16 protein-coding genes and 1 tRNA gene are annotated in these 16883 nt (G+C 61.4%); 6 read left to right on the plus strand and 11 right to left on the minus strand.

Features of this window, described 5'->3' with window-relative positions:
- Window positions 1-90 precede the first annotated feature (90 nt).
- The 5 genes from ACWIGM_RS07135 to ACWIGM_RS07155 form a co-directional block, all read right to left on the minus strand.
- A complete protein-coding gene (locus tag ACWIGM_RS07135; RefSeq protein ID WP_454025196.1) occupies window positions 91-1488 on the minus strand; it encodes an MFS transporter in 1398 nt (465 codons plus the stop codon).
- Entirely contained in the window at window positions 1485-2156 is a 672-nt protein-coding gene (locus ACWIGM_RS07140; RefSeq protein WP_454025197.1) for an LON peptidase substrate-binding domain-containing protein, read from the minus strand. Before ACWIGM_RS07140 ends, ACWIGM_RS07135 begins: the two co-directional genes overlap by 4 nt.
- A gap of 16 nt (window positions 2157-2172) precedes the next feature.
- The gene (gene trxA, locus ACWIGM_RS07145) at window positions 2173-3072 is read right to left on the minus strand and encodes a thioredoxin (RefSeq protein WP_454025198.1); all 900 of its coding nucleotides are present in this window, start codon (window positions 3070-3072) and stop codon (window positions 2173-2175) included.
- A gap of 87 nt (window positions 3073-3159) precedes the next feature.
- Window positions 3160-3711, minus strand: a complete 552-nt coding sequence (locus ACWIGM_RS07150; RefSeq protein WP_454025199.1) for a prolyl-tRNA synthetase associated domain-containing protein — start codon at window positions 3709-3711, stop codon at window positions 3160-3162.
- 24 nt (window positions 3712-3735) lie between these two features.
- Window positions 3736-4590, minus strand: coding sequence for a TIGR02117 family protein (locus ACWIGM_RS07155; protein WP_454025200.1), 855 nt, complete (start codon window positions 4588-4590; stop codon window positions 3736-3738).
- A 41-nt stretch (window positions 4591-4631) separates the two neighbouring features.
- On the opposite strand from ACWIGM_RS07155, the gene ACWIGM_RS07160 reads away from it, so the two are divergent.
- From ACWIGM_RS07160 to ACWIGM_RS07185, 6 genes are all read left to right on the plus strand, one after another.
- Window positions 4632-4706, plus strand: a tRNA-Gly gene (locus tag ACWIGM_RS07160).
- 367 nt (window positions 4707-5073) lie between these two features.
- Entirely contained in the window at window positions 5074-5271 is a 198-nt protein-coding gene (locus ACWIGM_RS07165; RefSeq protein WP_454025201.1) for a DNA modification system-associated small protein, read from the plus strand.
- Window positions 5268-7307 carry a DNA sulfur modification protein DndD gene (dndD, locus tag ACWIGM_RS07170; RefSeq protein ID WP_454025202.1) on the plus strand — a complete coding sequence of 680 codons (2040 nt, stop codon included), beginning with the start codon at window positions 5268-5270 and terminating at the stop codon, window positions 7305-7307. Before ACWIGM_RS07165 ends, dndD begins: the two co-directional genes overlap by 4 nt.
- Window positions 7307-8797, plus strand: a complete 1491-nt coding sequence (locus tag ACWIGM_RS07175) for an FtsK/SpoIIIE domain-containing protein (protein ID WP_454025203.1) — start codon at window positions 7307-7309, stop codon at window positions 8795-8797. Before dndD ends, ACWIGM_RS07175 begins: the two co-directional genes overlap by 1 nt.
- Window positions 8798-8922: 125 nt before the next feature.
- The gene (locus tag ACWIGM_RS07180) at window positions 8923-9939 is read left to right on the plus strand and encodes an AAA family ATPase (RefSeq protein ID WP_454025464.1); all 1017 of its coding nucleotides are present in this window, start codon (window positions 8923-8925) and stop codon (window positions 9937-9939) included.
- On the plus strand, window positions 9936-10826 hold the full coding sequence (locus tag ACWIGM_RS07185) for a hypothetical protein (RefSeq protein ID WP_454025204.1): 891 nt from the start codon (window positions 9936-9938) through the stop codon (window positions 10824-10826). Before ACWIGM_RS07180 ends, ACWIGM_RS07185 begins: the two co-directional genes overlap by 4 nt.
- Here the strand turns inward: ACWIGM_RS07185 and ACWIGM_RS07190 are convergent.
- From ACWIGM_RS07190 to ACWIGM_RS07215, 6 genes are read right to left on the minus strand one after another with little or no spacing between them, the layout of a single operon-like run.
- Window positions 10788-11663: a GIY-YIG nuclease family protein gene (locus tag ACWIGM_RS07190; protein WP_454025205.1), complete on the minus strand. Its 876-nt coding sequence runs from the start codon at window positions 11661-11663 to the stop codon at window positions 10788-10790. The two genes, ACWIGM_RS07185 and ACWIGM_RS07190, sit on opposite strands and share 39 nt — an antisense overlap.
- Window positions 11663-12115 (minus strand): DndE family protein, encoded by a 453-nt coding sequence (locus ACWIGM_RS07195; protein WP_454025206.1) that lies wholly within the window; start codon window positions 12113-12115, stop codon window positions 11663-11665. Before ACWIGM_RS07195 ends, ACWIGM_RS07190 begins: the two co-directional genes overlap by 1 nt.
- On the minus strand, window positions 12112-14151 hold the full coding sequence (locus ACWIGM_RS07200) for an AAA family ATPase (protein WP_454025207.1): 2040 nt from the start codon (window positions 14149-14151) through the stop codon (window positions 12112-12114). Before ACWIGM_RS07200 ends, ACWIGM_RS07195 begins: the two co-directional genes overlap by 4 nt.
- Complete coding sequence (locus ACWIGM_RS07205) at window positions 14148-14348, minus strand: DNA modification system-associated small protein (protein ID WP_454025208.1); 201 nt, start codon at window positions 14346-14348, stop codon at window positions 14148-14150. Before ACWIGM_RS07205 ends, ACWIGM_RS07200 begins: the two co-directional genes overlap by 4 nt.
- Entirely contained in the window at window positions 14345-15478 is a 1134-nt protein-coding gene (gene dndC, locus ACWIGM_RS07210; RefSeq protein ID WP_454025209.1) for a DNA phosphorothioation system sulfurtransferase DndC, read from the minus strand. Before dndC ends, ACWIGM_RS07205 begins: the two co-directional genes overlap by 4 nt.
- Window positions 15469-16668 (minus strand): cysteine desulfurase family protein, encoded by a 1200-nt coding sequence (locus ACWIGM_RS07215; protein ID WP_454025210.1) that lies wholly within the window; start codon window positions 16666-16668, stop codon window positions 15469-15471. The genes dndC and ACWIGM_RS07215 overlap by 10 nt, the downstream gene beginning before the upstream one ends.
- Window positions 16669-16883: the final 215 nt, after the last annotated feature.

Below are 16883 nucleotides of genomic sequence, written 5' to 3' on the forward strand. Positions count from 1 at the left end.
CGCGATCCTCCCGTCAGGCGCTGATTTCGCCCGCCGGGCACGATAGTGCGCCTGCTGCCAGCCTGCGTCGGCAGCGGTGTCGGGAGGAGCCTACGGCCGTTTGATCTTCACTCCACCGATCAGCCATGCCCCGGCCAAAAAGAAGCCGATCAGCACAGCCAGGCCCGCCCGCTGACTGGCGAACAGGCTCGTTGCCAGCGCGACCAGCGTCGGCCCCAGGAACGAGGTCACCTTGCCGGCGAGCGCAAACAGGCCGAAGAACTCGCCGATCCTCGCCGGCGGCGCGATGCGGGCGAGCAGACTGCGCGAGGAGGCCTGCAAGGGGCCGGCGACGAGACCGATCAGGAGGCCAAGGCCGAGATAGACCTTCTCCGGCAGCGAGGCGAAGAGCCCGTCGCCCGGTGTCGCTGGCGCAGCTTCGATCACGAAGGCCACCTGTCCCGGCCCGAGCGAGAGGATGCCGAGGCAGGCGAAGAGCAGGCAGGCGATCGCGCCAAGAATGACCGGCTTGCCGCCAATCGCGTCGTCGAGCTTGCCGCCCGCCCAGGCCCCGAGCGTACCGGTGATGGTGAGCAGGATGCCGAAGACGCCGAGCTCGATCGTCTGCCAGCCGAACACGCCGGCGCCATAGATGCCGCCGAAGGCGAAGAGCGCGACCAACCCGTCCTGATAGATCATGTTGGCGAGCAGGAAGCGGCCGAGCCCGGGCAGTGAGGGCAGTTCGGCGATCGTCGCCTTGAGATGCGTGAAACCGCCGGCAGCCGCCTCTTTCAGCGAAATGCCGCTGCGCGCTGAATCCGGCGTCAGCAGGAACATCGGCGTAACGAAGATCACGAACCAGAGCGCCGTGAGTGGCCCCGAGAAGCGGTCCCCCTCGCGCGCCGCTGCGTCGAGCCCGAACAGCGGCGAGAGGCCCACCAGGGTCTTGCCCGTATGCGGATCGGCGGCGAGGAGGCCGAGCGTCAGCGCCAGCGAGACCAGCCCGCCGAGATAGCCGACCGCCCATCCCGTACCGGAGAGCCGCCCGAGCCGCTCCGGCGGCACCAGCCGCGTCATCATCGCATTGTTGAAGATCGTCGCGAACTCGGCGCCGATCGTGCCGATGACGAAGCCGGCAAGCGCGATCGGCACCGCCCAGGGCGAGCCTGGCTTGGCGTACCACAACATCGCCGAGCCGGCGACCAGCATCGCGCCGAACACCGCGATCCAGGGTTTGCGCGGCCCGGTGCGGTCGGCGATGCCGCCCAGCAGCGGAGAAAGCAGCGCAATGGCGAGCCCGGCAAGACCCGTCGCATAGCCCCACAGCGCCTGCCCTTCCGCCGGATCGCTCGCCAGCGCCGAAGCGAAGAAGGGCGCGAAGACGAAGGTGGTGACGAGGGTGAAAAAGGGCTGCGCCGCCCAGTCGAAAAAGATCCAGGCGACGACGGAACGCCGCGGCGGATAGGTCGTCGGCTGCTGGACGGAGGCAGGCGGGGAAACAGCGCTCACTGCAGCGTCGTGTCCGGGTCGGAGCCGCCGCGCGCCAGCTCGATCTCGGTAATCGCAACCAGCACCTCGGCCCGGCTCTTCAGGCTCGGGGCCTCCAGTAGCGCTTGCTTCTCGCGCGGCCCGAACGGGCACATCATCGAGAGCGCATTGACCAGCGCCTCGTTCGGCGCCTCGTTGACGCCCTTCCAATCGATCTTGAGCTCGTTCGCCTTGGCGAAGCTGCGCAGCGCCTTGAGGAGCCCGGCGCGGTCGACCTCGTCCTCGCCGGCGCGCGCCTCGAAATCGACGAGGAAATCGCCATAGGAGACACGGCCCTGGCGGTACGGCGTGGTGACCGAGAGCTCTTCCTCCAGCCGGAAGCGCGAGACCCCGGTCAGCGTGATGATGTAACGGTCGTCGCCCGTCTCGGCGAACTGGGTGACCCGGCCGATACAGCCGACCTGGAGCAGCCCCGGCACCTGCGCCTGGCGCCCGTTCTCCGGCTCGGGCTGGATCATGCCGATAACGCGGTGCGTGCGCAGCGCGTCATCGATCATGGCAAGATAGCGCGGCTCGAAGATGTTGAGCGGCATCTGCCCGCGCGGCAGCAGCAGCGCGCCGGCGAGCGGGAAGAGCGGGATCACTGCCGGGCAGTCGTCCGGCCCGGAATAGACCGCGTTCATGCCCATGCGCGCCCTCCCCGGCTCACGAGAACAGCAGGCCCGACAGCTTGCGCCGCCCGGCGACGCTGTGCTCGTCCATCGGGCCCCAGGCCTCGAAGAATTGCAGCAGCTGCTTGCGGGCGCCGTCATCGTTCCAGTTGCGATCCGCCTTGATGATCGCGATCAGCGCGTCGACCGCCTCCTCGCGCTTGTCGCCGGCGTTCAAGGCCAAAGCGAGGTCGAAGCGCGCCTGATGGTCTTTCGGGTTGGCCGCGAGCTTCGCCTCGAGCTCAGCGGTGTCGCCGAGCGAGGCGGCCTGCTCGGCGAGCTCGACCGCGGCCCTGACCGCAGCCACGGCCGGATCCTGCGCCTTCGCGTCCGGCACCATGGCAAGGAAGCCCTTGGCGCCCTCGATATCGCCGGCATCGAGATGCAGACGCGCCATGCCGGCAATCGCAGTGACGTTCTCAGGCTCGGCCGCCAGCACCTCGGCATAGAGCTCGCTTGCACCGGCGGCGTCGCCCGCCTCGAGCGCCTGCGCAGCCGCGGCCAGCACCTCCTCGACCGGCCCCGGCCCCATCGGGCCGACCAGGCGTTCGATGAAGGCCTTCACCTGGCTCTCCGGCTGGGCGCCCATGAAGCCGTCGACGGGCTGGCCGCGCTGGAAGGCGATTACCGCGGGAATCGACTGGATGCCGAGCTGACCGGGGATCGCCGGATGCTCGTCGATGTTCATCTTCACCAGCCTGACCTTGCCGCCGGCCTCGTTGACCACCTTCTCGATCACCGGGGTCAATTGCTTGCAGGGGCCGCACCATGGCGCCCAGAAATCGACCAGCACCGGCTGGTTCATCGATTCGGCAATGACGTCCTGGCGAAAGCCCTGCGTCGTCGTGTCCTTGATCAACCCCTTGTCCGGGGCCGCATCGCCATTGACCAGCATGGCTCGTCCTTCACCTAGCAATCTGTCGACGTGAAAATCGGGAAACCGGATGGCCGCCGCAGCGAGCCACCCCATAGATGGGTGGCTTCAGCCATTCTGTCCATCATCCGGCGGTGTCGGCAGCGTGACGATCATCGGCTCGTGGCCGCTGGCGCGCAGGAAGGCGAGCATGTCGTCGCGCGCGATGCCGAGCGTCGCCGTGTTGACCAGTGGATGGAAGTTCAGGCGCTCGCCATCCATCAGAGCGGCATCGAGCACCATGGTGACGTCGCCTGCCCGGTCATTGACCACGGCAAAGGCGGTGACCGAGCCCGGCGTCACGCCGAGCTTCTCCATCAGGAGCTCGGCCGAGCCGAAGGACAGCCGCCCGCTGGCGCCGAGCGTCTCGTGCAGCCGCTTCAGGTCGATCCGCGTGCTCTCCAGCGCGGAGACCAGGAAGAGCTTCCCCTTCTTGTCCTTCAGGAACAGGTTCTTGGTGTGATGGCCGGGAACCCTGCCGCGCAATTCCTTCGATTCAGCAACGGTGAAGACCGCGACATGCTCGATACGCGTCGTCGGAAGGCCGAGCGCCTCGAGCATGGCGATCAGGTCGGCGGGGCTGGCCGGTCTCGGCACGTCGATCGGCAGGGAAAAGTTCATCGGACAGCGGCTCGTTTTCTCTGGTCAGCGCGCAGACGCGTCGCCGGGGCCGAGCGACCACATGAGCGATTGCGCGAGCGGCGTCCAGAGCCCGATCGGCAGACCGGCCTTGCGCAGCCCTTCCCCGACCCAGACATTGCAGCTGCGCAGCAGCCAGAAGCGATCGCGACCGCGCAGGAAGGCATCCCCGGTGCCATGGCTGATCCCGGGCAGGATCACGGGGCCGCCGGCCTCGTCCAGCTGCATACTGGCCTCGATATGGCCGACGAGCGCGCGATAGCCCGCTTCGCTCACGATGAAACTGCGCAGATCCGCCCCGGTCCGGACCGCAGTCACCGGCTGAACATGGACGACCGAGCGATCGAAGGCGGCAGCCTTCAGGATCAGGCCCAATGACAGGTCAGCCAGGGTGCCGAGCTTGGTATAGGCCGTCTCGGCGCCCCAGCCGAAGGCAATCCAGGGCGCATCGCGATGGGGTTCGGTCAACGGCGAGGCCGCGAGCAGCGTCCGCCAATCCCGGCTTGCACTCACCGTCGGCAGCACGATGTCGCTATGGAAGCCATTGCTCGCGACATAGATCGTGACGGCCCGCTCGCCGGACAGGGCCGCCGCCGAGCCAAACCGCAGTGCTCCGATGGCGATCGCCAACGCGCAGGCGATGGCAAGCACCACCAGACTCAGCGCGACATGGCGCAACCCACATCCGAATCGCCCGACCCTGCCGCTCGCCGCCATGCTGATTCCGCTTAGCCACCGGAGGGAGAAGATCGGAAAGAGAGGGCAGGAAGTCCAGATTTCATCAGGCGGAGTTGGCGCTTTGGAAGGCCTTTGTAAAAATCCTGCAACAAGGCGCTTGCGCTTCCCGTCGCTTTGGGGCAATAACCCGGCCGCGCCGCCAACACGGCGCGACTGTCTCGGATGCGGGTGTAGCTCAGGGGTAGAGCACAACCTTGCCAAGGTTGGGGTCGAGGGTTCGAATCCCTTCGCCCGCTCCAGACAATCTCAGCAAAATCAAGAGCTTAGCAGGCGCCCTTCGGGGCGCTTTCTGCTTCCCCGATGCTCTTTGCGCGAGTGGGGAAGCAGCTGAACGCGTCCGCGCTTGTGTGCCCTGCAATAACGGCAGAGCCTATCGGCCGTCTCTCTGGGCGAGCGACATATCCAGAATCACCGTCAGCCTCCTGTGCGCCTGTCCGTCGCTATTTAAGCAGGCTTACCTTAGCACGTCAGCTTTCATGGCCCTACCGAGTTCAGGCAACCGATTCGGTTGACTAAGGAGAATCTTAAATGCCGATGTGGCTCCTTACGCACGGCATACTTGCAATTTTCCTAGAGATGCGGATACGCCAGTAAATTGGGGCGGGAATGGGGGACATCGTGGAGCTGGATCGCGAGCTTATCGATCAGGCAGCAGCGCAGCATGATGTAAGCGCCGACGTCCTTCTCGCACTGCTTGAGCTTTCATCAGAATTTCCCGACATGGCGGCATGGGGCGCGAAGGCGCGTTTGCTACGCCGCGTGACAGATATCATTGAATCCGCAGTCGAGGCTCAGAACTCGTGAGATTTCTGCGGCTCGAAATTCAGGACATATTCGCCTACTGCAACTGCAATCGCATTGAATTTGGCGATTGTACCCCTGAGAAGAATATTGTTGTTGTTTCCGGTCGCAACGGCGCCGGCAAGACAAGCCTGCTCAATGCGATCAAACTTCTGTTTCTTGGTACCCGATCAGAGGCCGTACGGCGCATCCGCGTCGGTGATACACCACTTAATCCTAAGCAATTTATGCTTGGGGTGCCTGGTCGATGGTACGGCGTGTTTCCACGCGACAGGCGCCGGGATGGAGCGCTTGCGCGGGTTGCGCTCTTTTGGGAAGAAGCGGGCGCAACCTACTCGGCGGAGCGTCAGTTCACTCTGACGCGTGGAGGAAACGAGTTTACCGAAAAGCTGCTGGTCACTCGAAATGACCGCCTCCTCAGTGACGAGGATGCAGAGGCGCGGCTCCAAACGCTGCTACCAGACGAGGTGGTCCCATTCTTCTTCTTTGATGGCGAACAAATTCAATCGCTAGCCGATGCGGATGTTGGCCGAGAGAGCGTCGAGATCGAGCGACTGTTGGGCTTGTCTTTTCTCAACGATATCGATCGCCAGTTGGAGGTCTATATTCGCGAACGGCGACGTGCAGGGCTGCCCGAAACGGCCCGGTTCCGCATCGTCGCACTGGAAGGCGAACAAAAAAGCGAAGAGGCGCGCGCAGAGAGCGCGCGCCGCTTGCGTGTCGCGCTCGAAGAGGAAATCGCTGATCTCGAGGCCGCGAAGGCGCGTGCCGAGGAAGCACGCAAGAATCTACGTAGCGGCCTCTCTGAGGACGAGCGCGCCAAGATGAGAGCGCGGATCAGCAACTTTGAGCGTCAGCGCGAAGCTCTGGCGACACAGATCGCGACCAAGCTTCCTCTGGAAGCGCCATTGCTGACCAATTTGCCGATGGTAGATCAAGCTTTCCGTACGCTCGATGACCAGCTAAAATCGGGTGCCGCGGCAGGATTGGCAAACCGGCTTCATCAGGATCTCCCACCGGGCGTGGTCAGCATCCTCCGCGACTTGAAACCAAGTGTTACCTTGGATGCTTCCCAGTCGACGGCGCTGGAGGAAGGCGTCGCAGGCCTGCTCACGGCGTTCGGAGTGCCGGCGGACTCCTTCGAGCATCCGCTGTTTGCATCGGTTGCTCCAACGCTCCGCCAGCAATTGCGGGATCGCTTTCTGACTTGGCAGCAAACCGGCCGAGACACAGTTGCCGCTCATGCGGATTTGCTGAGGCAGATGCGCGCTCTCAACGCGCAACAACGCCAAGCGCAGCGTGAGCTCGACGACGCTGATATCGTTTCAGAAGATTCCAGGAAGCGGTTTGAGCAGCTGACGCATGAGATTGAAGCTGCCGAAGGCGACATTCGTCGTCGCTTGCAGGAGATCGTCATCCATGAACAGGACGAAAGCAGGGCGTCCCGGGCTGCGGCTACACTAACCGACAAAATTAGGGCTGCTTATGAGGAACACGCCGATGTGCTTCGCGAGAACACGGCCTATGTCATGTCACGGTCGGTGCGATGGGCGCTTCAGACCTATCGCGAGCGCCGACGTGCTGCGATCCGAGCATCAGTCGAAAATCGGCTGCGTGAGAAGGTCGCCATCTTGCTGGCGCCGAGTCAGCTAATCAAATCCGCGTCGCTCAACGCCAACTTCATCATGACATATCAAGATGGGGATGGCGAAGACGTAGCGCGCCAATCGATCTCTGCGGGCATGCGCCAACTTGTGGCTATGGCGATGTTGTGGGCGCTCAAAGAAGAGGCCAAACGTCCATTGCCGGTGATCATAGATACGCCGCTGGGGCGCATTGATCGGGAAAACCGCAATCTGCTGATGACCGACTATTTCCCCGTGGCCGGCAACCCGTTGGTTCTGCTGCCGACTAATACCGAGTTCGGTGAGCATGGATTCGATCAACTCGCCGCACACATCTGCAAGCGCTATGAAATTCAGAATGATGGTGGACGCGCCGCAACGATCATTGAGCAACCCATGACGGGATTGTTCTAATGGACGACATTTTTTTCACTTCCGAGGAGAAGGGCTTTTTCGAAGCGGTCCTCGCCAAGGGGTTGTTGCAGCCGCAAGGCTATTATTGGTCTGTCCTGCGCTTCGCACTCGCTCTGTCCCTCCGCATGGATGGAATGCCCGATGAACGCTATGGCCGAGCCAAAGGGGCTGACCGTAGTGAGCTTCATCTTCAACAACTGACCGGCCGTGGCACGGACAAGGACTACGATGACGCGTTGCGCCTGATGTTGTCGATCAAGCATCAGGCCGACTTGTTCAAGAGCCAGACCGAATACGTCGATTTACTGCAGCGTCATTTTCGCCGCGGTGTCGAAGCGATGATGCGTGCGTGGCAGCCAGGCCGTGATTTCCATGACTATTTGCTCGACGAGCTCTACTTTAATGCGGGCAGCATGGGGCAGTCCGACGATGAAATCGTGGCTGCGCCCAGTGAGGACATGCTGAAGCAGGGCCTAACGGCGATCGGCGTGAAGGCGACGCCCGCCGCCGCGCCGGTGAGCGGACCGAGGCTCACCCGTTTCCCGTTGACGCTCAGCGGGGTTGAGGATTTCGATCGGCTGCGCCGTGGTCTCGAGGATCTCTCTTTCACGCTTGGCCTTGGTTCGATGAGCGTCAGCATGGTCCGCGAGAGCGGTGAACGGCGTGTGACGGTCGAAATCCCGCGGCCAAGTGCCACTTGGCACGACATTAGATGGGACGATGTCGCGCCCCATCTCAATGACCGGCCGGAAGCGCTTCCGGTCTGCCCCGGCGTCGACGTTATGGGGACGCCATTCGTATTCGATCTGGCGGAAGCACCGCATCTATTCGTTGCAGGCGCGACCGGGAGCGGCAAGAGCGTGTGCCTCAACGCACTTATTCTCTCGCTGCTTGCGGCGAAACGCCCGCCGACACTAGTCATGATCGATCCTAAGGGGCTCGATTTCGCCGATTATGACGGGTGCCAAAGTCTCCGTGACGGCCGTGTTATCACCGATATGGACGAGGGCGTGCAGCTTCTCCACGCTATGGTCGACGAAATGGAAAGCCGCTCGGCGGTCTTGCGGCAATATCAGGCCCGCAATATCGCCGAAGCACAGGCCGCAGGCGCGGCACTTGACCGGATCGTTATCATCATCGACGAACTCGCGGACTTCTTGATCGGCAAGAGCGGTGCGCAGGATCCACTCATCCGGCTTGCGCAAAAGGCGCGAGCGAGCGGGCTTCATTTGGTACTTGCTACTCAGCGTCCGGAAGCCGCTACCTTCCCCGGGCTCTTGCGATCAAATATCCCCAGCCGAATCGCTCTTACGGTGCAAAAAGCGGCCGACTCGCGCATCATTCTCGACGAGGCGGGTGCGGAAAATTTGCTTATGCGCGGCGACATGCTGGTGCGGATAGCAGGACGCGATACGCGCCGCGTTCACGGCGTTCGCGTCGAACGTGGTGACATTTTGCGCGCCGTACAACAATCGGGGCTAAAGCTTTGATACCACTGCGACCCACGCATTTTGCGCTTGCTGGACTGACCCTACTCGACGTCGGACCGCTTCGCGGTACTACGCCACTGAGCTTTCTTACCGCCGACCGAGAACCGGCGAATATCTACTTAGTGATGGGACCTAACGGCGGTGGAAAGACCACGCTGCTCGAAGCCATCGCGACCGCCATGTCTATGCTCGGGGCCACCACACATTCCCGCTATGGCATGATCGGACTCGATGAAGGCAGTGGCGGTGTCCAGCTAGATGCGTTGGTCCATTTGGACGACGGGCGAACCGGGGAGACGTTCATTATTTCGATTGTTCTTGGTGCCCCTGGATTACTGAAGAACTGGTCGGAGCCGGATCTGCAGATGGTGAATGCCTCCGCGCAACTCGTCTTGCGCTTCGGCATTCGGCCGGGCGCCAAAACGGTTGAACGGATGGCGGATTCCACTCCGGAGGCGATTGCCTTTGCCGACGCGATAATAGCCCAAATCGGTGAGCCAACACGGAGCCTGTTCGGTGGCAGCGCGACAGCCTTCCCAACCGTGCTCTATTTCCCTTCAGACCGAGGGATCGCTCGCAACAGTCATGACGGTCGCGTGATCACGAGGCCGGATCAGCTAAGCTACGCACCAGTTCACACCTTTGGGGTCGACGGCACAACCTGGGCAAGCTCGCTCGATAATCTCTTTGTCTGGTTCGCTTGGTTAGGCGATGGTCGCGAGGAGCTCTGTCGGGACATCGTGAATCGCTATGTATTCCGCGATGGCAGCAAGGCTCTGCTTGAGGTTGATCGCGAGCGCCTACGTGCCCCAATTTCGGTCGACGGAACGGTCGAACATGGGCTCGATCAGTTGAGTAGTGGCGAACGTCAGTTGGTACAGCTGTTAGTGCGCATCGCCAGCCATATGACCGCAGCGACGATCGTTCTGATTGATGAGACCGAGCAGCATCTTCACCTGGTCATGCGTCGGCGTCTGATTACGATCATCAAGGATTGGGCAAAGGAGCACGCCGGGCTGAACTTCTACCTGACCTCGCACCAGACGGATTCGTTACGCATCGTAGCGCCCAAGGTGCCTGAGGAGGGCCTGCGTAAATTCGGCTGTCTCGTTAAACCCCGGTTTAGGGCGCCGAGACAATGAGCAATGTCGCCTCGTTTGACGAATTCGAAACCGACCTTCAGATCGATGCTCATCATCGCGGCCTTCCGCGGATCATTTTAGAAGGACCGACCGATCTGTGGCTGTTCCGCGATGTCTGGTTCACCAACTATCTGGCCAAGTTCGAATTCATGACCGCTTCGCGGTTGGTGGAGGCGGAGGGCTGTACCGCAGTGCCCGTGGCGGTCGAAAAGAGCTGGGAAGAGCATATTCCGGCGTTCGGCATCCTAGATCGCGACGTCTATTTCCGCCGCAAGAAGTGGGACGCACTGTATGAGCGCGAGGAGAGCAGGTTCCGCGCATTCGAAGCCGATGACAAGCTCTTCGTATCCGAATTCTGGGAGATCGAGGCGCACCTCATCCTGCCGGAGATGCTCGAGCCCTGGGTAATCGGCTGCAGCCGCGACCCCATTCAGTTCGGCCATCTGGCTGCCGACGCTCTCAATCGAAGCCTTGAGCAATGCGAGGTACTATTCGAGGCGGCCCCGTATCTCGCTGCAACGCATTTTGATGGGGCGGCCTCAAACGTGACGTTTGGTGAGCTCCCGATAGATCAGGTGCAGACGATTTGTGCAAGGAAGATCGAAAACCTGAGCCAACCCGCGCAAGCACAGGCTAGGATGGTCTCCGAGTTTGTGAACGCGATTCGCAGCGAAGCGCCGGAGGATATGGCGTCGCGGCTGCGCTATTACCTCAAGTTCATCGACACCAAACGCCTGCTCAATCGGCTACGAGCGGCATTGCACCTTCATCCCGACCGGAACAATCAAAATGTGCTCGCGGCACTCATGCGGCAAAAGGCAGAGGAGCCTCGGGAATTCGCACATCACCTAGCACAATTGGTCGAGCGCGTAGCTACTGCCCAATGAATCGCGCGGTTGTGCAGCCGCAAAATGCGCAAACATTGCTCGCGCATTATCGCGATTGATGAGGAGGAACTCTCGCCCAAGGCACGCGCCCTTCGCCTCAAGGCGATCGAGCAAGGATTGCTCAAGGGCATGCGCCGCGGCCGCGCTAGCGCAGGTGACGAGGGCCAATAGCCGCCATTCTAAGCCGATGCCCGGCGGAAATCCTTGATTAAGTTCAGCGCGGCGCCGTTCCAGGTCGTTGGTGCGCCCAAGTTTGAGCACTGCTCGATCGGATGAAGCGATGACCGCGGCGATCGGTCTGTCTGCTACAAACTCCATGAGGTAGACGTGATTGGCGCCGTCGTCACGCGTTACGCTAAAGGAGCCAAACACCGGGACTGGACCGTGCGATCGGGTGATCGGCGCGGCGATTGCAGTCGAACCGAGGTTCGGCCCGATGTCCTCTCGATGGTTGATCATAGCAGCGGCTCGCGCGCACGCGACGGAATCACTCTGGAAACGCTGCCAGATCTCGCGTGCCTCTCGTGGCGCGTTGGCGAACTCGCCCCGGTCGAGCGCTCGCAGTACAGTCATTCGACGCAGCAGGCCATTTCGCGAACGCAACTGAGCACCGGCACGCGCTTGACCGACACGCGACGCGATCTTGGCGAGAGTGTCCACAGCGCGATCGATGTCGCTTGTCCGGGCGGCGGTCGTCCCGCTTCGGCTACGCAAATGGATATCGAGCAGAACCGTCCATTCATCGGCGCTGAGTCGTGGGCCACCGCCCCGGCGGTGATTGCCGAAATGTTCTGTTGACGCGCTGAGCGAAGCGACGCTTGCGTTCTGTATCGCCATCAGCCTCGAGCCAAACGCGACACTGCTACCGCTTTGCGGGACACCGCGCGGTCGGCCTGCCGAGCAACAAAGGTGTCAAAATCGCTCAGGCTCGCCTTCCAGTCGTCCCAGAGCAGGTAGATGCCTCGGCCCCAATGTGCTGCGACGAACTGCTGCAGCTGTGCCCGATCAAGCTGATCTGGTGCTGCGTGCTGGACGATCAGTGTGATCCAGCAGGCAAGGTCGGCGCCCGTCCCGAACAGATTCTCCCCCTTGATCGGCTTGCCAAATCCAGTGAAGCTGGTTTCCAGCTTGGGCGGATGGGCGATCCCAAGCGATCGGCCGATTGCTAGTCGAGCCGGGCCGTATCGATGGGGAAGCCCAAGCAAGTGCTGGAACCGGCTGTTGAGCTCGTCTGCAGGCTTCGTGGTGCGAAAGTCAGTCCGCACCAGCTCGATAAGGCTCAAGCTCATGCAGGCGCTCCGAGTGGATCGAGTTCACGATGATGTGTGGAACGCCCACCCTCGTGCGTGAGCCGAACGAAGGCACCGAGCTGTGGCCGCAGCAGCTCAAGATATGATCCTGACAGTTCGGCAGGTTGCGAGAGGAAAACGATTTGCCGGTCGAGACTCGCAAAGTAGCGCAAAACTCTGGCACGATGGTCGTGGTCGAGCCGCGCCAACGGAGTGTCCAGAATAATAGGAAAAGGCGCCGCCACGCTTGTGATTGCCGCCATGAGCGCGAACGCGAAAACCTGACTTTCGCCCGCGCTCGGATCCTGCTGGCGCAAATCCCGGCCATCCCCATCGAGCATGGCAACCGTTCCGTCCAGGTTGATTCGGATCTCGGCAACCGCGCGCTTATGCGCCATGGCGCGGTAAGCACGGGTGATTTCGCCGGACAGTGCTTCGAGATTTAGCGGGAACAGCCGCTCGATCAGTGTCGCGATCACCCGGCTGACGGCATCCGCCCGCTCGATCCGGGATAGCAAAGGAGCATCTGCATCCAAGTGCGATCGAACTCTTGCGAGCTCTCGTTCCTTCGAGGCGAGTTCGGCGCGAGCCACCTCAAGCGCGCGCACTAGCGAGCGAGATTTTTCCTCCAATGTACTGATCTCGGCTTGCGTATCGCGCAAGCGATCGGCAAGGAGCTGCGATACCTCATCGGTTCCGCGCTGATCGGCGATCTGTCGATCAATTGCCCCGACCCTGGCATCCGCTTGCTCTGCCTCATGCGCGAGCATGGCAATCGCGTCTGCACCAAGCGATTCAATCGTGCGCAGTCGCTCGTCGACCAAGTGGCGGTCCGCTTCTCCCAAATGAGTATGAAGACGTTCCTCGTCGCCTTTGTCGTCGATTGCCCAAACCTCGGACCAAATAGCGCGCAATCGTTCCTCAAACACTTTCCATTGGGCCGTGTTGAGCCCGACTTGATCAAGCTCATCCTGCTGACCTAGCTTGGCGGCGATCTGCTGATACCGACCTTCACTAACGGCGCGGACGGCTTCGCGCTGCTCAACCTTGGCATCTCTCGCGATCTGTCCGCGTGCGGATTGGCGCAACTCTGTCCCGGCAAGAGCAAGCGCTAGATCGAATGACAATGTCTGCCGCAGCCGATCCTGCAATGCGTCGCGGATACGCCCGCAGTGCTCGCGTTCTTCAAACAGGCGTTTGAAGCTGGCATAACTGTCGCCATGGAGCGATCCGATCCGCGCGACGGTTTCGTCTCGCTCAGCGCGAAGCGGCGCTAGCGCTTGTGCAACCTCATCAAGTTGGCTCGTCAGCTCGCTCTGCTGCTGCTTGAGGTCGGTAACCACACGAGTCAGCCCATCGAGTTGGGATCCAGCGCCCCCCCTTATCTGCCGGCGACGATCGCGTGCGTAGGATTTGAGATCGTCGCTAACTCTCCGAAGAAGTGGGACGCCGAGAGCGTATTCCAGAGCCAAGCGAACCTGCTCATCGAGATCAACATTGGCGAGGCGGTCAAGGTGCTCGCCGTCGAACAGGAAAAACGGCGCCAACCGCACCGGTAGCAACGTGCGCGCGACGAGGTCGCGCACCTCGGCGATTTGTTCATCACCTTGAGGCAACGGCACTAGGTCTTCGTTGGGCCCCGCCCAAATGCGCACTTCCTCATCTGCGCGGCGATGGCGCCCGGTGCTGGTAAAATACCAGATGCGCTGGATGGCAAAGCGCTCGTCGCCATCATCCTCGAAGGTTAGCTCGACGGAGGCATTGCTGTCGCTGCCGCGCACTCCTTGATGAAGGGCCCGTTCAAGAAATGCGTCGTATCCGACATCGAGGCGGCCCCCGCCCGCGGCGCGCCCGACCAAGCTAATGCCTTCGCTGCCATAAAGGCAGAGGATGATCGCCTCGAGCAGGCTGGTTTTCCCGAATCCGTTGCTACCCTCGATGATGACGACGTTTCGATGGGGGTCTGATTGCTCGAGGTTGAGTTCAAGGGAAGGAAAAGCCTTCCAATTACGCAGCCGGATGTATGTTAGCTTCACTGAGATAAGTCCGGCTTTTCGCTCAAAGCTTCTTCGATCGCGTCCAAAATTCCTCGACGCCGCAGCATTCCAGCAAAATCCTGCTCGATCTTCAACAATTGGTCCAAAAGCGCCGGATCAATACCTTCCGCAGCGCAGACCTCGCGTACGAGCGCGTCAGCTCCTGGTACCAGAAAGAGGCCGATATTGCAGGTCATTCAGCTGCCACCGGTGATGAGCTGCTAGGCACCGCACGGGCGACGTCCTCCGCCCAAATTCGCTTGATCTCAACGATCTCCTGATCGCTGATGAGCGGCTCTCCGACCTTCGCCTGAACGGTGAGCAGCTCGGCGAGAATGAGGCGTCGCGCCTCAAAAGTGAAGGGGCCAGGAATCAGTGATCCATCGGCGAGGTGAGAAACCGCGCCTGATCTTCGGCGTGCCATGCGCATCTCAGGATCCGCGCGTAGCGCCGCCAAACGATCGCGGAAGTCCAACAATGGCTCGAGATGGGCATTTCCCGACTCGACAAAGCCTTCCATGCTATGGTCCTTAACTACTACTGTGCAGGTCCAGCATCCGAACCGCGATGACGATGTGCCGCACGAGGGAGCATCGTCCTTGTCCAGCACGAGCGGGCATTCGCCCCCTTGCGCGTTGCGATAAAGGGTGACCAGCTGCCGATGAGAGCCGCCCCATGGCGGCCTCCGCTGCAGGAGAAGCTGCCAGACCTCCTCGGTAGTAAGCTCGACAATCGGACGAAACACCAGACAGCCGGCAAGCGTATTGTGCGCATTGAGGCGCTCACCGTTTGAATATCGCGCGACGCTCATCGCTCTAGTAGCGGATTCCTGTCGCCGCACACCCAGCAGCAATATTGCTTGGCCGTTTTCGCTGACAACGGAGCGGATGTATTGCGATGTCGGCTGAATTTTCATGCGGTCAGTGCACCAGCGAAACGATCGACTCGGTGACGGATAGCCGCGCCCAATTAAATTGACCCAGAAAGTCTGGTCTCGCTTGGGAGTAGTTTTGTTGACGGTCACGGGCAGACGCAGGCCCGGGACGACGCTTCGCATCCGCTCAAGCACCGCATCAAGATGGTGGGCGATCAGCGGTGCTTCGACCAGAGTGTCGTTAGCAACGATGTGGACTTGGCGGCGACGTTCGCTAGGCGGCAAATCGAGCAGCATCTCGAACACTAACTGCGCGACGAGCGTGCTATCTTTGCCGCCCGAAAATCCGACAATCCACGGATAATCATGGTCGGCGCGATATTCTTCGAGAAGGTCGTGGCGGGCGGCGTCGAGTTTGTCGCTGAGGCCATCTCCGGCGGCGATCATTGCCATGACTTTTGAGTTTCTCCCACCGCAATGTGGCTCACGGACTGGAGCCGCTGTATTGCATCGATCAATATTTCCGCTGCTTTATCGATTTCCTCGGGCGTAGTGGTGCGTCCAAAGCCGATGCGGACTGCGGCCTCAGCTCTGTCCGGGTCATTTGTAAGTGCCGAGATCACGTGAGATGGCTCGAGTGACCGGGTCGTGCAAGCCGAGCCCGACGATAACGCCAACGTTTCGCCAACGGTCATGAGCAGCGCTTCAGCGTCGACGCCGCTGAAGCTGAGATTGAGGTTACCCGGCCAACGGCGTTCGAGATCGCCGTTGACAATGAACTGGATCCGAGCATCGCCGAGCAGCGTGAGGAACCGGTCGCGAAGTCTGCCGAGTCGCTCGCGTTCGCTGCCCATCTCTCCCCTCGCTAATCGGGCGGCCACGCCGAATGCGACGCACAGCGCTGTCGGCAGCGTGCCCGAGCGTAGTCCCCCCTCCTGACCACCGCCCTCAACTAACGGGGAGAATTGGGAGCGCAACGATCGACGGATGAAGGCAGCGCCAATACCCTGAGGGCCATAGAGCTTGTGCGCCGTCAGGCTGAGCAAATCGATCTGCATCGACGCTACATCTAGCGGGATTTTGCCCGCGGCTTGTGCCGCGTCGGTATGGAACAGCGCCCCATGTTGACGGCATAGGCGGCCGATCTCCTCAAGCCGTTGCTCGACCCCAATCTCGTTGTTGACCGCCATGATCGAAACAAGACCGACGTCGGGGCCGAGCGATCGCTCGATGGTATCCAGCCCGAGAATACCTGAAGGCGGAACGCCGAGTATGGTAACCGGGCAGCCATCGCGCTCAAGGCGCCGGACAACCTCGATCACCGCCTTATGCTCTGTGGCGCATGTCACGATTCGCGGGCGGCCAGCAGCAGCCATAAGCGCTGAAGCACCTTTGAGTAATAAATTGTTGGCTTCGGTTGCGCCCGAGGTGAACGTAATCTCTCGGGGGTCCGCGCCGATCAGCGCTGCAACGTTCAGCCTTGCCGCGGCGATCGCGTCCGCAGCGGTCCTTCCGAAAACATGTTCGGTAGCGTGCGGATTTCCCCAGTGTTTGCTAAAATAAGGCAGCATTTCAGCCAAAACGCGCTGGTCGACCGGCGTAGTCGCTTGGAAATCGAGGTAGATTGGCAGCGCTTGTTCCATGCGACGATTCTAACACGTCCGCTGCAACGGCGCGCGCTTGCTCTGTTGGGCGGAGAATCTTTCTGTGGGCATCGCGGACCGAACTTTTATCGCGCCGGACGCGCTAAGGCCAAGTCCTCGTCGTTTGGCTGGCGGAAAGTATGCCTTGCTGACCCGCCGCGGCCCAAAATGGAAACTCGTTCACCAGAGCGGCCTCAACTTGGGGGAGCTCGCCC

The organism is Allobosea sp. NPDC055332 (assembly GCF_053645455.1).

Bases quoted from the DNA above. Each gene is read 5' to 3' on its own strand.
- ACWIGM_RS07175 (WP_454025203.1), top strand. From the start codon at position 7,307: ATGGACGACATTTTTTTCACTTCCGAGGAGAAGGGCTTTTTCGAAGCG.
- ACWIGM_RS07180 (WP_454025464.1), top strand. From the start codon at position 8,923: ATGGGACCTAACGGCGGTGGAAAGACCACGCTGCTCGAAGCCATCGCG.
- trxA (WP_454025198.1), bottom strand. From the start codon at position 3,072: ATGCTGGTCAATGGCGATGCGGCCCCGGACAAGGGGTTGATCAAGGAC.
- ACWIGM_RS07165 (WP_454025201.1), top strand. From the start codon at position 5,074: ATGGGGGACATCGTGGAGCTGGATCGCGAGCTTATCGATCAGGCAGCA.
- ACWIGM_RS07190 (WP_454025205.1), bottom strand. From the start codon at position 11,663: ATGGCGATACAGAACGCAAGCGTCGCTTCGCTCAGCGCGTCAACAGAA.
- dndC (WP_454025209.1), bottom strand. From the start codon at position 15,478: ATGGCAATGATCGCCGCCGGAGATGGCCTCAGCGACAAACTCGACGCC.
- ACWIGM_RS07140 (WP_454025197.1), bottom strand. From the start codon at position 2,156: ATGGGCATGAACGCGGTCTATTCCGGGCCGGACGACTGCCCGGCAGTG.
- ACWIGM_RS07215 (WP_454025210.1), bottom strand. From the start codon at position 16,668: ATGGAACAAGCGCTGCCAATCTACCTCGATTTCCAAGCGACTACGCCG.
- ACWIGM_RS07195 (WP_454025206.1), bottom strand. From the start codon at position 12,115: ATGAGCTTGAGCCTTATCGAGCTGGTGCGGACTGACTTTCGCACCACG.
- ACWIGM_RS07150 (WP_454025199.1), bottom strand. From the start codon at position 3,711: ATGAACTTTTCCCTGCCGATCGACGTGCCGAGACCGGCCAGCCCCGCC.
- ACWIGM_RS07205 (WP_454025208.1), bottom strand. From the start codon at position 14,348: ATGACCTGCAATATCGGCCTCTTTCTGGTACCAGGAGCTGACGCGCTC.
- ACWIGM_RS07185 (WP_454025204.1), top strand. From the start codon at position 9,936: ATGAGCAATGTCGCCTCGTTTGACGAATTCGAAACCGACCTTCAGATC.